Here is a 13,154-nt window from a genome sequence, read left to right as displayed (position 1 = left end):
TATATGGGAGCAGCAGAAATCAGAAAACGCGGAGTTGTAGCAGTCATAAGAGGGGCTACACCGGAATCCATTCTATCAATCGGAAGTGCTCTGAAAGCAGGAGGGGTAACGGCCCTTGAAATTACGATGGAAACACCGAAAGCTTCCAGCGTAATTGAGTCAGCAGCTTCTCATTTCGGAAGCGATGTGCTTGTAGGAGCAGGAACCGTTCTTGACCCTGAAACAGCGCGCGCTGCCATTATGTCGGGTGCAAAATTCATCTTTTCGCCAACTGTCAAAAAAGAAACGATTGCCATGGCGAAAAGATACGGAGTCATCAGCGTGCCCGGAGCCTTTACACCAACAGAGATTTTGACGGCATTTGAATATGGAGCCGACCTGATAAAAGTGTTTCCGGCAGATTCAGTCGGACCAGGCTACTTGAAAAATATTGCCGGACCGCTTCCGCATATTCCGCTCATGCCGACCGGAGGGGTTGATCTCCACAACACAGGGGATTACATCAGAGCAGGCGCCATTGCCGTAGGAGTGGGGAGCACACTTGTCAATACAAAAGCAGAGCTTACTGATCAGGTACTTTATCAAATGACAGAAAAAGCTGCAGCCTTTATCGAAGAAGTGAACAAAGCCCGCCACGCGGAGAAATACTCGCAAGTCAGGGGAGGCTGAATCGGCTAAAGCAGTGGATTCCCCCTCATCTATCGGATAGAATGAAGGGGAAGACATGTTTGAAAGAGTGATGAAAATGGCACGTATTACAATGGCGGATGTTGCCAGAAAAGCCGGAGTTTCGAAAAGCACGGTTTCCCAGTTTATCAACAAGCGCTATGAATATATGGGAGAAGACACAAAAAAGAAAATAGAAGCAGCGATTAATGACCTTGGCTATCAGCCGAATTATCTGGCCAGAAGCCTGAAGCAAAAACGTACGTCCATGATCGGCATTATTGTCGGAAATATCATGCACAGACTTTCGACTGAAGTCAGCCGTTCAATTGAAGACTATTGCCATAAACATGATATTCACGCCATTCTCTGCAATGCGGACGATGATCCGGAAAAAGAGCGTAAGTATATAGAAGTGCTCCACGCCAAGCAGGTGGATGGTCTGATCATTTTTCCGACCGGCAGAAATCTGGATTTGTATCAAAAATTGATCAATGAGAACTATCCTGTCGTATTTATGGACCGCAGGGTGGAAGGACTGAAAGCAAACTACGTGCTGGCGGCAAATGAAGCTGCAGCTGCGGAATCCATCAGGCATCTGCTCTCTGGTGGCCACAGGGAAATCGCCATCGCAACCCAGCCCCTTGTCATCAGTCCGAGGATCGATAGACTGAGCGGGTACAAAGAAGCCCTTCGTGAAGCAGGCATTCCGCTTAAACAGGAGTATATGATTCATACAGAAAGAGAGCAGATGAAATCAGAACTTAAAAAGCTGTTCTCGCTGAAGAATCCCCCGACCGCGCTGTTTGCAGGAAATGACTTGGTTTTTATGGAAACTCTTGAATTTTTCAAAGACAATCAGCTGAAGATCGGAAAGGATGCGGCACTGGTCGTATTCGATAATATTCCGCTTGCCCATTTGGCTGAAACAGGGGTGACGACGATCGACCAGCCAGGGTACAGAATGGGACAGAGAGCTGCAGAGCTCCTGCTGAAAAAAATCAATGGTGAACATGTTGCCCCTGCCGAAGAAGTGTTTGAATGCGAATTAATTGTAAGAGAATCTTCCTGATGATTCTCTTTTTTTAAAACGGAAATACTAAACCGGTTTAGGAGGGTGTAAATGAAGATACAGCTTGCGCTCGACCGAATGACGATAGAAGAAGCAATAGAAGTAGCATCTAAAGCTGCACCGCATGTTGATATTTTGGAGACTGGAACGTCCCTAATTAAAGAATTTGGCATGAACAGCGTCCAGAAATTGAAGGAAGCTTTTCCGGACAAGTATGTATTGGCGGACATGAAAACCATGGACAACGCGGTATACGAGTGCGGTCTGTGCTTTGATGCGGGAGCTGACATAATGACCGTGATGGGGGCAAGTCCCATTCAAACAGTGGAAGCATGCGTGAAAGAAGCTGAAAAAAGAGGGAAACAGGTAATGATTGACCTGTTGAACACCACGGCAGAACAGCGGGAAAAACTTGCTGTGTTTAAACATGCGGTTTTCTGCGAGCATGTGAGCAAGGATGAACAAGAGCTGACGGGAGCAAGCCTTACCTTTACTGGCGGAAGACTTAAGACAGCTGCAGCAGGCGGACTGACGCCTGAATCCATCAGCGGGATGAAAGAGCTTCCTGACATTCTCATCATAGGGTCGGCTATTACAAATGCAGAATATCCCGGTCTTGCAGCAGAAAAACTGCGAGCCCTGATTCTTGAAAAGGAGGCAATGCAATGAGCGGAACGGACACGATTTTAAAAGAGATTGAAACCGTATTAGGCAAAATAGACAATGGTGAGTTGATCGCCATCGCTGAGGAATTAAACAATAATAGGAGGATTTTTGTCACAGGAGAAGGTCGCTCGGGACTAATGGCAAAATCGTTTGCCATGCGCCTGATGCATCTGGGAGCGGAGGTTTATGCTGTCGGAGAAACGATCACACCAGGCATGTCGGGTGATGATATTCTTGTTGCCGTATCCGGTTCAGGCAAAACGAAAAGTGTTCTGTGGACAGCTGAAAAAGCAAAGGAACTAGGCTGCTTCGTTCTGGCAATTACAGCTGATCCAGAAGGTCCGCTTGCAGAAACAGCATTCATGTCTCTCCATGTACCCGCAGCCACTAAGTACCGCAAAGAAGGCGAACAGCCGACGGTCCAGCCCCTGGGTTCATTATTCGATCAGTGTGTCCACCTTCTTTTTGACGCAATCTGCCTGAAATACGCTGATCTGAAGAAGGTTTCAAATGAGCAGGCTTTTTTAAAGCATAGTAATGTGGAGTAGGGAAAAACGACAAAACAAGGAACAATGGACAGTTGATTTTCCTGTATTTCGAACATCATTCAGCAGGCGGATTTTATAAATGCGCCTGCTGTTTTTTTATTCTCCCCTTTTACTTCGTTATCTTAGCATCCATTTAATAGGGTAAAGGGAAGGAATAGTTTGCTGAAAAGCCGAAGTTATTTAAATGATTGGCAACTGAGTTACACAAGGAGATAAAATTATGGCTAAAAACAAATTGTTAAGAATGGACAATGTCGGCATCGTAGTAGAATCCCTTGATAACGTTATCTCTTTTTTTGAAGAGATTGGCCTGAGTCTTGAAGGCAGAGCAACCGTAGAAGATGAATGGGCTGGCCGTGTAACTGGACTGGGTTATCAAAGTGTAGAGATTGCTGTTATGGTTACCCGGGATGGCCATAGCCGGCTTGAACTTTCGCGATTTCTAAACCCCGCCACTATATCAGATCACCGGAATTCTCCTGTAAATGCTCTTGGTTATCTGCGTGTGATGTTTACTGTTGAAGACATTGATGAGATGGTATCAAGACTGACAAAACGGGGGGCTAAGCTCGTCGGTGAAGTAGTTCAGTACGAGGAGTCGTATCGGCTATGCTACATTCGCGGAACAGAAGGAATTTTAATTGGGTTGGCGGAAGAGCTGGGGAATAGTAAATAATATACTTAGAAAAGTTCTTGTGAACCTGACGGAAAATTTCCGTCAGGTTCTTTCTGCTTTATTAGTCTTATTTAATCAAAGTTAAATAGAAAAAAATAAAAACATTTAATAAATTTGTATAAGTTTACTTTACTTTTGTAAAAACTAAGTTTATAATTCATATCAAGAGGTGTTGAAGATGAAGAAAGATTTTGGGGATTCCATATCCAACAAAGTTTACGAGTACCGTGTACTAGCAAGAATGTCTCAGCAAGAATTAGCAGAGAAAGTCGGAGTTTCCAAACAAACGATCTTTGTAATGGAAAAAGGAAATTATATTCCGACCATGCTGCTGGCTTTCCGGATTGCCGATTTTTTTGATGTTGATGTAAACGAAATTTTTACTTATGAGAAAGGGGATCATGGAAATGATGTTTGATTATGTAACAAATACACTTTTTTTGCCATTAAAAGCATGGGTGGAACAATCAAATGGTAATTGGAACATACTGATTGTTAGCGGTTTTCTGCTTTTGTTTGTGGGCATAGGGCTTATATTTATCCTTCGAAACAAAATAGGTAAAGAGGACGAAAGAACAAACCAAATTTATTTAAAAAGTTCTTTTATCATGTTGGGTGGAATCATTTTGTGCGATATGTTTTTTCCGAAAGATTATATGTGGCAGATTTTCTTTTTGTTTAAATATTCAATCGCTTTCATGGCTTCAGCAGTATATCTTGCCGTTCGATACTGGAAAGATATATCAAATTAATGAAAAAAACAGGGGGATGGTTAAGTGCATATTCAATCAATTTCCAAGAAATACAAGGACACTGTCGCTTTAAATGAGTTGTCTTTTTATTTCAAACAAGGGGAAATCGTTGGTTTAGTTGGTAATAATGGCGCTGGAAAAAGTACGCTAATGAAGATAATTGCTCAAACAATTCAAAAATTTGATGGATCAGTTAAAGACAATAATCACGTAGGATACTTGATTGAGGAACCTAAGCTGTTTAGTAATAAGACTGGGCTAGCACATTTATCTTATTTTTCGAGAATTTACGGGAACAAATTCAAGCTTAGTGAATACGAGGAGCTTTTGAAGAGTTTACATTTAATTGATGTATTGAATAAAAAAGTAAAGGAATATTCGCTTGGAATGAAGCAAAAGTTGGGGATTGTTATAAGTCTATTGAATAACCCCAAGTACGTGGTACTGGATGAGCCGACAAATGGTATGGATATTGAAACATCCATCCAAGTATTACAGCAATTGAAAAAAATGGCTGAGGAGTGGAATGTGGGTGTTTTGATATCCAGCCATAAGTTAGAAGATATTGAGGGAGTCTGTAATCGTGTCTTATTTTTAGAAAAAGGGAACATTCTTGAAGAAGAGCAATTCAATGACAAAACCCAGTATATATTAAAACTAGTTTTCGATCATCCTAATGAATTAGCCACTTTTATTGAACATCAAAAGTTTGGTAGTATCATTTATTCGTGTGAAAAAACAATTGAAATTGAAACAACTTCAGAAAACGCTGATATTTTCCATTTCTTAAATAAATTAGGGTTAAAATTAGTTGATTTTACTAGTGAAAAGAAAACGCTTCGCAATGTCTACATGAAAAAACTTGGGGGTGAAGAACGTGGAATTGGATATTAAAAATTATGTTAACTGCAATTTAAGTGAGTTAGTAAAGAGGGGACATTTGATTGTTGGAGTATTGGGAGCATTAGGGCCAGCAATACTCATAAGTTATCTCATCCTAACAGGAACTGCTGCATCGTTTAGCATTAAGCATGTCTCAAACTTTTATTGTATGTTGGGAATGCTCGCTGCTGTATTACACCCCCTTTATTTTGTTAACAGAGACTATTCATCAAAGACAGTCTCATTGATTAACAACTCAAAACTAAACAGAAAAAACTATGTACTGGCAAATGTCGTAATTGCGCTATGGGTCAGTTTCATATATGTGACAGTAGGAATTGCCTTACTTTTAGTTGCACAACAACTTGGGGTGTCTGGAGAGTTGAAGATTTCCTTTCTTCTCGGATTCTCTGCTAACGTGTTCCTTCTAGTGCTGACTTTTTTCTTGTTCGGATATTTTTTATTACTTTATGGTGTCGTAAGTGGTGCAGTTTATGGGATTTTGACAGCGTCCCTGCTATTTTTTCACAATATTATGTCCAATGTGATGGAGAGCACTAACAACGTATTTTTTTTCAAAATTAGTTGAAAATTTCCCTGGTTATTTCTATCCAGTCATGGTTGGCTCAAATCCACTTTCGCCTCTGCAGTACTTTATTGGATGCTTAACATTAATTGTACTTCTCATGCTAGTCCTTAAAAAAAGTGAAAAAATTGAAATTTAATTAATAGAAATGGCTGGGACATAACTGGCACCGAATAATCAAACCAAGAATCTCTGTTGCTGGTGGCACTTATCATGCAGAAAGGAACCACCAAACCAGGAATCTCTGTTGTTGATGGCACTTATCAAGCAGAAAGAAACCACCAAATCAGGAATCTCTGTTGTTGATGGCACTTATCAGACAGAAAGGAACAATCAAACCGAGAAACTCTGTTGTTGATGGCACTTATCAGGCAGAAAGGAACCAGCAAACGAGGAAACTCTCTTGTTGATGGTACTTATCAGGCAGAAAGAAACCACCAAACCAGGAATCTCTGTTGTTGATGGCACTTATCAGGCAGAACGGAACCATCAAACGAGGAATCTCTGTTGTTGATGGCACTTATCAGGCAGAACGGAACCATCAAACGAGGAATCTCTCTTGTTTATGGCACTTATCAACCAGTGAAGAACCGCCAAACCAGTTTCACTTATGAATAGCTTTAGCGGGTGAAAATAGTCAATTGAAAAAGGAGAGGAAGCTATTGAATCCAGCATTTGAAATGAAAAGTCCAACTCCTATTTTCCGCATATTTGATGAGGAAAAGGCCAGAGAGTTTTATCTCTCATTTCTGGGGTTTAAAGTGGACTGGGAGCACCGTTTTGAAGAAGAACTGCCTCTTTACATGCAAATATCCTTCGGGGCTTGTCTTCTTCAACTTTCGGAAAACTATGGGGACTGCTGTCCTGGGTCAGCTGTGAGAATTGAAGTCTCAGATATAGAGGCACTTCATGCCAGCCTGACAGCTAAACAGTATAAATACGCCAGACCGGGGATTGAAGAGACGCCATGGAATACCCGTGAAGTCAGGGTTGGAGACCCATTTGGAAACCGGATTGTGTTTTATGAATCCATGTAAAAAAACTGACTCCTGAGAGTCAGTTTTTTTAGTTATTTTCGTCTTCCCGGTCAAACCAGAGGAGCTCCTGATCTTCTTCATCGCCGTTGTAGTTAATGAGAATTTCTTCTCCGGCTTTGATGTCTTTGTAAGCGCTGAAAATGAACACATGTTTTTCAAAGCTGATGTCATACGTGGCATTCGGTGTATAGGAATGGTTGAAGAGCATTCCGTAGCCAAGGAGAATGCAGGTGTGGTTTTTGCCGTACTCGAATGCATAATCAGCCAGTGTTGTTTTTTCAATGTGGGCATGCTCTGCGTTAGGGTAGGGGATTACCGGTGCTTCGTGGATAATCTCGCCTTTTTTTATGTCACGCGTTGCGAAAACGCCTCTATTAAATTCCCCGTCACTCAGGGAGGATGTTTTTATTTCAATCATTCTGTCACCTATTTCTCTTTCCTGCTGCGTTTTTATACCTATCCTAGCTTGACAGTTTACTGGTAAAAAAGCAACTGTTTTAAGGAAATTCTTTTATCGTGTGAAGCGTGTATTAGGATTGTTAGAATACATGTCCCGATTGTAAGACAGAGTATTTGGACTGTTAAAAAACATATCCGGACTGTTAATCTGTTTGTAAGGAAAACGCTTTTCCTTGAATACATTCTAAAAAACAACAGGGGGTGATTTGAGATGAAAAACGTACATGTATTTTCAGCCTGGCTCTACAAAAAAACCGGCTGGAAAACTGCTTTTGCTGCTTCGGCTGTCTTCATACTCTTTATGGTTTTTGTCCTGCCGAATGCTGCACAATCGAGCAAGGAGGCAACAGGCACAGGAGAATCACCCGACGGGTCGTACCTTTATTCAGCTCAGACTCTTTATGAAATAGCTGAAAGCTATGGTGAGAAGGGAAGGGACTATTACATTAAAGCAAGGTTCACGTTTGATGTTATATGGCCTCTTGTGTACTTGTTTTTTCTGGCATCTGTTATCACTTTTTTCTTGCAAGGCCTCAAACCGCAGCTGTTGAAATTGGCTAATCTTCTTCCGTTTGGAGGAGCAGCCTTTGACTTTCTGGAAAACATCAGTGCTTCAGCGGTAATGGCAAGGTATCCTGCCAAAACGCCCGTCGCAGCCGAACTCACGCCTGTTTTTTCCTTTTTTAAGTGGTCGCTTATTTATGCCAGTTTTGGCGTTGTGTTTTTAGGCCTCATAATTTGGGTGTATGAAAAAATTCGAAAAAAACCGGACGCATGACGCGTCCGGTTTGGTCAATCAGCCTGTATTTCTAAGTCCTGCGGCAATGCCGTTAATTGTGAGCAGCACTTCGCTTAACAATTCTCCTGCATCTGATTCTTCATCTGTCTTGCGAAGCTTTGAAATGACATCCACCTGCAAAAAGCTCAGCGGGTCGACATAAGGATTACGGAGTCTGACAGATTCCTGGATATTAGGAATGTGATCCATCAGTTCATTCTGGCCTGTAATCGCAAGAAGCGCCTTTTTTGTCTGTACATACTCCGTTTCGATATCGTTGAAGATGCGTTCGGCAGCATGTTTATTTTCCACCATCGCCAAGTACTCTCTTGCAGCCATCAAATCTGCTTTCAGAAGGGCCATCTGAAGATTATCAATGGTCGAACGGAAGAACGGCCATTTTTTGTACATTTGTTTCAAATTATCAAGATTTCCTTCAGACAATCCAGTGCCGGCTGCATACCAGGCAGGGAGGAGCTGTCTGCTTTGAGTCCAGGCAAATACCCACGGAATTGCGCGGAGATCTTCAAACCGTTCGCTGCCTTTTCTGCTCATTGGACGCGAGCCGATGTTGAGGGCACCAAGTTCCGGAAGCGGTGTGGCCTCTTTGAAATAGGTCAGGAAGTCAGGATCTTTAAAGACCAGCTCCTGATATTTGCTCAGGGAGACAGATGAGATTTCATCCATTTCTTTTTCCCATTCCCCGGTCCGGATGTTGGACTGTTCGGCTTCTGTTGAAACGTGTGCTGCGGCTGTTATCAGCGTGGACGCCGCCTGTTCAAGGCTTCGGTAGGCAATGTCATACAAGCCGTAGCGGGAAGAAAGAACTTCACCCTGCTCTGTAATTTTCACCCCGTCACCAAGTGTTTCAGCAGGCTGAGAAAGAAGACTTCTATTAAGCGGACCGCCGCCGCGTCCGAGGGAACCGCCTCGTCCATGGAAAAATTTCAGCCTTACGTTGTAATGCTTAGCCATGTCATGGATTTCCTGCTGCGCTTTGTAAAGCTTCCAGTTCGCTGTCAGCGTTCCTCCGTCTTTGCTGCCGTCGGAATAGCCGAGCATGATCTCCTGCAGATTATTCTGTTCGCTCAGATGCTTTTGGTAAAAATCAAGCTGAAACAGCTGTTCCATAATTTTTGGTCCTGCCACGAGGTCGTCAATCGTCTCAAGCAGCGGAGCGACGTTCAGCCTGCTTTCGATTCTGCCGTCAGGATGAAGCCTGTAGATGCCCGCTTCCTTTGCAAGCACCATCACTTCAAGAAGATCGCTTGCAGACTGGGTCATGCTGATCAAGTAAACTTCAATCGAACGTGTACCGAATTCTTTATGGGCGCGTCTGATCATATGGAAAACATCCAGTACATCCTGAGTTTCTTTCGAATAGTTTTCTTTAAATGAAACGAGAGGCCTTGGATCCTGAAGCACGTCCTGCAGCAGCTGCATTTTCTTCTCTTCAGGGAGACTTGAATAGTCTTCTGCAAGATTAACGGAATGGAAGATCTCTTTAATGGCAGCCTCATGCTCTCCGCTATGGTTCCGGATATCAAGCGTTGCAAGGTGAAAACCGAACAGCTCCACTTGCCTGATCAGTTTTTGCAGGCTTTTCAGTTCGTACCCTTTTGGATGATGAAGCAGAACACTCTGCTGGATCATTTTCAAATCCTGAAGCAGCTGATCAGAACTTCTGTAGCAGAAGGCCTGCTGCTGATCAAGTTTTTTCAGCATGATGGTCAGCTTGCAGCGGTAGATTTCATGCTCTACCTGCCATCTTTCTCCTTTGCTTAAAAGAGGGGTTTCCTCCTGCACAGACGCAAGCAGTTCATCGCTGACAGCAACCCGTTTCGTCGACTGGCTGAGACGTTTTCTGAGGACTTTCAGCGATTCTCTGTACTTCCTGAGCGCAAGCGCTCTCTGTTTCGTCAAGGTTTTCCACGTGATTTCAGGTGTAACATTAGGGTTTCCGTCGCGGTCTCCGCCAATCCATGAACCAAAGCGGAGGAAGTTTGGAACATGCCATTCCTGTCCCGGGTAATTTTTAGACAGACAAAGCTCCAGCTCCTGGTGAATTTGCGGAAGCACTTCAAAGAGAGTTTCATCGAAATAGTAAAGTCCATTTGCGACTTCATCCATTACGGTAGGTTTACGGTCACGCAGTTCATCCGTCTGCCACAGAATAACCACTTCATTGAACAGCCTGTCTTCAAGTTCTGCACGCTCGCGTTCTGTATGAATTGGCTGGTCAAGACTGTGCAGTAGGCCGGCAATGCGTTTATGTATTTCAAGAACACTGCGGCGCGTCGCTTCAGTCGGGTGGGCGGTAATAATCAGCTCAAGGGAGAGAGTTTTCAAAAGCTGCTGAATTACTTCTGAAGAAACGCCGTTTTCTTTCAGTGAAGCTACAGCATGTTCAAGGGAGCCCGGCTGCTTGCCTGAGTCTTCCTGAAATTGATACTCGCGTCTTCTTCTGATGCGGTGATTTTGTTCTGCGATGTTCACCAGATGAAAATAAACAGCAAAAGCCCTGATCACCTGTTTTCTGAGCTCGGGGTCAAGTGTCGAAATCTCAGCTTTTAAGTCTGCGTATATGCTTTCGTCCGCATGGCTGCGAAGTGATTTTGTCATCTCTCTAATCTTTTCTACCATTTCAAGCAGCGGTTGACCGCCCTGATGAACAAGAACATCTCCAAGCATATTTCCTAAAAACTTCACATCGCGCCTCAAAGCAGCGTGATGATCGCGTTCCTTGATCGTTTCTGTTTTAGCTGTCATATTCAGCACCTCTTTACTGGAATGGATTCCATCTCTAATTGAAGATGTTTTTTGAAAATTAAAATAATGATAAGTTTACCATAAAACGTATAAAGATGCATAGTGTGAGGTTATCTATCAAACCAATTTACTGAAAAAATTGGTCGCAGGTGGTTGAAAAATGTCTTAAAATAGACCGAAATCTGCGCTGATTTTTCATAATATGCCAAAAGTGACTATTAACCATGCCGGAAATATGCTATAAATTTCTAGTAATCGTTTTTTTTTGACAGGGGGAAATAGAATGCACCACGTTCGTATAGTAGAAGGCTTAACAGAACCCTCTGCTTACTTTGGAAAATTGAAGGAAGCTGAAGCCATTAAAGGATTTTACCCAAGATTTACAGCCTTGATCGTGCTCAGCGTGCTTCTTGCAGCAGCAAGTGCTTACCTCGGTGTACATACAGAGGACATTACTGCTTATCTTGACTTGATAAAAAGGGAGAAATTTGAGTTTGCCAAGCTATTATTCGGCATCGGCGGCATCGTTGCTTCCATTGCTGCACCTCTCATTATGGTTCTCTTTTTTACTTTCGTGTTTAAAGTGTTTTATAGAGATATAGAGTGGGACAAGCTGATCACGCTTCAGCTGTTTCCGTTGTTTTTAATGACGATGGAAAAACTGCTGAACTTTCCGTTTTTTCATTTACTTGGCGTGCAGCGTGATTCCTCGCCATTTGGATTTGGCGTTCTGATTCAGCTTATGACAGATCAGATCTTCGCCGTAACGTTAGTCAGCTTTATAACGGTGTTCCTTATTTGGAGCGCATATGTCCAGATCATTGGACTCAAAATGCTTTCGGATAAATCATGGAAGCATGCTGCAGGAACCGTAATCTTTTCAAACCTTCTTTATATTCTGCTTGCAGCTGTCTTTACAGTTCTTGTGCAGGATATAGGAATCTCGCTTCAGGGGGACGTATGAAAAAACAAGCAATGATCGGAATCATTTCTTTAGCCGTTCTATTTATAGCCGTTAACATAGCCGTTATTTTCACATCAGACAAAATCGAGAGATCAAAATCAATCAGTCAGTTTACAAAAGCTGAAACGGGAGACCTGCAGAAACTTCTTTTCACAAAAGGGGTGGTTGTTCCTGCTTCAGATTATAAGGTCATGTACAGCAAAGACCTTGGAACGCTTCGGGAAGTACTTGTCAGCAAAGGTGATGCCGTAGTGACAGGAGTTCCTCTCATTACTTATGAAACCGGCCACCTGGACGCTGAAATAGAAGAACTGCAGTCTCAAAATGCGGATCTTCAGTCCAGAATATCCTCAGCAGAATCAGACCTGTCTGATCTGCAGGACGACTTGGATGAGGCAAGCGTTCCTGTTGAAGTGGAAGAAGGCGTCTACCTGGATGATTCCGCGGGCCAGAAAGCGATAAGCAGTCAAATTGGCGATAAGCAGGATCAAATTGCCTACTTAAATCAGCAGATTGACAGCAACGAGCAGAAAGCAGCAAGACTGCAAGCTCAAAAGGAAGCTTATAATGTGACAAGCAAAATGGATGGCATTGTAACAGCAGTCAATCCGTTTCCGCAAAATCCCGAAGATCCTATGATTGTCATTCAATCCAGCGAGCCCTTCCTAATAGAAGGCAAGCTGTCCGAAAAAGAAGCTGTTCTGGTAAAAGAGGGTCAAAAGGCAACTGCCGAAGCAGAAGCCCTAGCAAATACAGAAAAAGAAGCGATCATCAGAGAAGTGACGATGACTCCAATCGACAAGCCTTCCGTAGATCAAAGCGAAACTTATTATCCGTTTCTCGCTGAACTGATTGAACCCTCAGAAAACTGGCATCACGGATTTCATGTCGGCCTGGACATCGTGCTTGAAGAGCGGAGCGGGGTCATCGTCATCGACGACACAGTGATGAAAAAACAAAAGAGCAGCCAATACATTTATGTGCTGAAAAAAGGAAAACTCGAAAAAAGAAAGCTTGATGTCGGCCTGAAAATAAACAGCCGAAATGAAGTCCTTCAGGGTCTTGAAAAAGGTGAACGCATTGTCACAAATCCATCTCCAGACCTCAAAAACAACATGAAAGTATTTATCCCGATGAATCATCACTACCTTGAAAAGAAAACACTGAAATCATTTACAAACGAGCAGAAAATCCGCCTGATTATCAGCGGAATGGTGAAATGAAGGTGCTTTTAAAGCACTTTCTTTTTTTTGCGTCATTCTTTAACGCAACTTATTAAATCCTTTATCTTCAGTTAAC

At 42.8% G+C, this 13,154-nt stretch carries 15 protein-coding genes; 13 read left to right on the top strand and 2 right to left on the bottom strand.

Annotation, left to right across the window (positions count from 1 at the left end; genetic code table 11):
* Window positions 1-3 precede the first annotated feature (3 nt).
* The 10 genes from JOJ89_RS11800 to JOJ89_RS11755 all read left to right on the top strand — a co-directional run bounded on the left by JOJ89_RS11800 (window position 4) and on the right by JOJ89_RS11755 (window position 6,885).
* The gene (locus tag JOJ89_RS11800; protein WP_203287475.1) at window positions 4-669 is read left to right on the top strand and encodes a bifunctional 4-hydroxy-2-oxoglutarate aldolase/2-dehydro-3-deoxy-phosphogluconate aldolase; all 666 of its coding nucleotides are present in this window, start codon (window positions 4-6) and stop codon (window positions 667-669) included.
* A 55-nt stretch (window positions 670-724) separates the two neighbouring features.
* Window positions 725-1,738, top strand: coding sequence for a LacI family DNA-binding transcriptional regulator (locus tag JOJ89_RS11795; protein WP_242524601.1), 1,014 nt, complete (start codon window positions 725-727; stop codon window positions 1,736-1,738).
* Window positions 1,739-1,789: 51 nt separating this feature from the next.
* The gene (gene hxlA / locus JOJ89_RS11790) at window positions 1,790-2,407 is read left to right on the top strand and encodes a 3-hexulose-6-phosphate synthase (protein WP_203287473.1); all 618 of its coding nucleotides are present in this window, start codon (window positions 1,790-1,792) and stop codon (window positions 2,405-2,407) included.
* Window positions 2,404-2,952: a 6-phospho-3-hexuloisomerase gene (gene hxlB, locus JOJ89_RS11785; protein WP_203287471.1), complete on the top strand. Its 549-nt coding sequence runs from the start codon at window positions 2,404-2,406 to the stop codon at window positions 2,950-2,952. The genes hxlA and hxlB overlap by 4 nt, the downstream gene beginning before the upstream one ends.
* A gap of 220 nt (window positions 2,953-3,172) precedes the next feature.
* Entirely contained in the window at window positions 3,173-3,628 is a 456-nt protein-coding gene (locus JOJ89_RS11780; protein WP_203287469.1) for a VOC family protein, read from the top strand.
* Between the two features lie 178 nt (window positions 3,629-3,806).
* Window positions 3,807-4,046 carry a helix-turn-helix transcriptional regulator gene (locus JOJ89_RS11775; protein WP_203287468.1) on the top strand — a complete coding sequence of 80 codons (240 nt, stop codon included), beginning with the start codon at window positions 3,807-3,809 and terminating at the stop codon, window positions 4,044-4,046.
* Window positions 4,036-4,380 carry a DUF2178 domain-containing protein gene (locus JOJ89_RS11770; protein WP_407656364.1) on the top strand — a complete coding sequence of 115 codons (345 nt, stop codon included), beginning with the start codon at window positions 4,036-4,038 and terminating at the stop codon, window positions 4,378-4,380. The genes JOJ89_RS11775 and JOJ89_RS11770 overlap by 11 nt, the downstream gene beginning before the upstream one ends.
* Window positions 4,381-4,404: 24 nt before the next feature.
* Window positions 4,405-5,274, top strand: a complete 870-nt coding sequence (locus JOJ89_RS11765; RefSeq protein WP_203287465.1) for an ABC transporter ATP-binding protein — start codon at window positions 4,405-4,407, stop codon at window positions 5,272-5,274.
* A complete protein-coding gene (locus JOJ89_RS11760) occupies window positions 5,258-5,851 on the top strand; it encodes an ABC transporter permease (RefSeq protein ID WP_242524600.1) in 594 nt (197 codons plus the stop codon). Before JOJ89_RS11765 ends, JOJ89_RS11760 begins: the two co-directional genes overlap by 17 nt.
* Window positions 5,852-6,528: 677 nt before the next feature.
* On the top strand, window positions 6,529-6,885 hold the full coding sequence (locus JOJ89_RS11755; protein ID WP_203290328.1) for a glyoxalase superfamily protein: 357 nt from the start codon (window positions 6,529-6,531) through the stop codon (window positions 6,883-6,885).
* A gap of 28 nt (window positions 6,886-6,913) precedes the next feature.
* On the opposite strand, the gene JOJ89_RS11750 is transcribed toward JOJ89_RS11755, so the two are convergent.
* On the bottom strand, window positions 6,914-7,303 hold the full coding sequence (locus tag JOJ89_RS11750; protein ID WP_029280620.1) for an SET domain-containing protein: 390 nt from the start codon (window positions 7,301-7,303) through the stop codon (window positions 6,914-6,916).
* A 252-nt stretch (window positions 7,304-7,555) separates the two neighbouring features.
* On the opposite strand from JOJ89_RS11750, the gene JOJ89_RS11745 reads away from it, so the two are divergent.
* Window positions 7,556-8,122, top strand: coding sequence for a hypothetical protein (locus tag JOJ89_RS11745; protein WP_203287463.1), 567 nt, complete (start codon window positions 7,556-7,558; stop codon window positions 8,120-8,122).
* 18 nt (window positions 8,123-8,140) lie between these two features.
* Here the strand turns inward: JOJ89_RS11745 and ppc are convergent, their stop codons facing one another.
* Window positions 8,141-10,891: a phosphoenolpyruvate carboxylase gene (ppc, locus tag JOJ89_RS11740; protein ID WP_203287461.1), complete on the bottom strand. Its 2,751-nt coding sequence runs from the start codon at window positions 10,889-10,891 to the stop codon at window positions 8,141-8,143.
* Between the two features lie 283 nt (window positions 10,892-11,174).
* Between ppc and JOJ89_RS11735 the strand changes: the two genes are divergently transcribed.
* Both JOJ89_RS11735 and JOJ89_RS11730 read left to right on the top strand, forming a co-directional pair.
* Window positions 11,175-11,855 (top strand): YIP1 family protein, encoded by a 681-nt coding sequence (locus JOJ89_RS11735; RefSeq protein ID WP_203287459.1) that lies wholly within the window; start codon window positions 11,175-11,177, stop codon window positions 11,853-11,855.
* A complete protein-coding gene (locus JOJ89_RS11730; protein ID WP_203287457.1) occupies window positions 11,852-13,078 on the top strand; it encodes an efflux RND transporter periplasmic adaptor subunit in 1,227 nt (408 codons plus the stop codon). The genes JOJ89_RS11735 and JOJ89_RS11730 overlap by 4 nt, the downstream gene beginning before the upstream one ends.
* Window positions 13,079-13,154: the final 76 nt, after the last annotated feature.

The organism is Metabacillus sp. cB07, assembly GCF_016839225.1.
GTDB classification, from domain to species: Bacteria; Bacillota; Bacilli; order Bacillales; family Bacillaceae; genus Bacillus_P; species Bacillus_P indicus.
The sequence above is the reverse complement of the archived record's forward strand: the minus strand, read 5'-3'. Positions and strand labels throughout refer to the sequence as shown.

What these genes read in the sequence shown, in the direction of transcription:
- JOJ89_RS11730 (WP_203287457.1), top strand. Translation starts at nt 11,852, where the DNA reads ATGAAAAAACAAGCAATGATCGGAATCATTTCTTTAGCCGTTCTATTT.
- JOJ89_RS11770 (WP_407656364.1), top strand. Translation starts at nt 4,036, where the DNA reads ATGATGTTTGATTATGTAACAAATACACTTTTTTTGCCATTAAAAGCA.
- JOJ89_RS11735 (WP_203287459.1), top strand. Translation starts at nt 11,175, where the DNA reads ATGCACCACGTTCGTATAGTAGAAGGCTTAACAGAACCCTCTGCTTAC.
- JOJ89_RS11750 (WP_029280620.1), bottom strand. Translation starts at nt 7,303, where the DNA reads ATGATTGAAATAAAAACATCCTCCCTGAGTGACGGGGAATTTAATAGA.
- hxlA (WP_203287473.1), top strand. Translation starts at nt 1,790, where the DNA reads ATGAAGATACAGCTTGCGCTCGACCGAATGACGATAGAAGAAGCAATA.
- JOJ89_RS11755 (WP_203290328.1), top strand. Translation starts at nt 6,529, where the DNA reads ATGAAAAGTCCAACTCCTATTTTCCGCATATTTGATGAGGAAAAGGCC.
- JOJ89_RS11745 (WP_203287463.1), top strand. Translation starts at nt 7,556, where the DNA reads ATGAAAAACGTACATGTATTTTCAGCCTGGCTCTACAAAAAAACCGGC.
- JOJ89_RS11795 (WP_242524601.1), top strand. Translation starts at nt 725, where the DNA reads ATGTTTGAAAGAGTGATGAAAATGGCACGTATTACAATGGCGGATGTT.
- ppc (WP_203287461.1), bottom strand. Translation starts at nt 10,891, where the DNA reads ATGACAGCTAAAACAGAAACGATCAAGGAACGCGATCATCACGCTGCT.
- JOJ89_RS11800 (WP_203287475.1), top strand. Translation starts at nt 4, where the DNA reads ATGGGAGCAGCAGAAATCAGAAAACGCGGAGTTGTAGCAGTCATAAGA.
- JOJ89_RS11775 (WP_203287468.1), top strand. Translation starts at nt 3,807, where the DNA reads ATGAAGAAAGATTTTGGGGATTCCATATCCAACAAAGTTTACGAGTAC.
- JOJ89_RS11780 (WP_203287469.1), top strand. Translation starts at nt 3,173, where the DNA reads ATGGCTAAAAACAAATTGTTAAGAATGGACAATGTCGGCATCGTAGTA.
- hxlB (WP_203287471.1), top strand. Translation starts at nt 2,404, where the DNA reads ATGAGCGGAACGGACACGATTTTAAAAGAGATTGAAACCGTATTAGGC.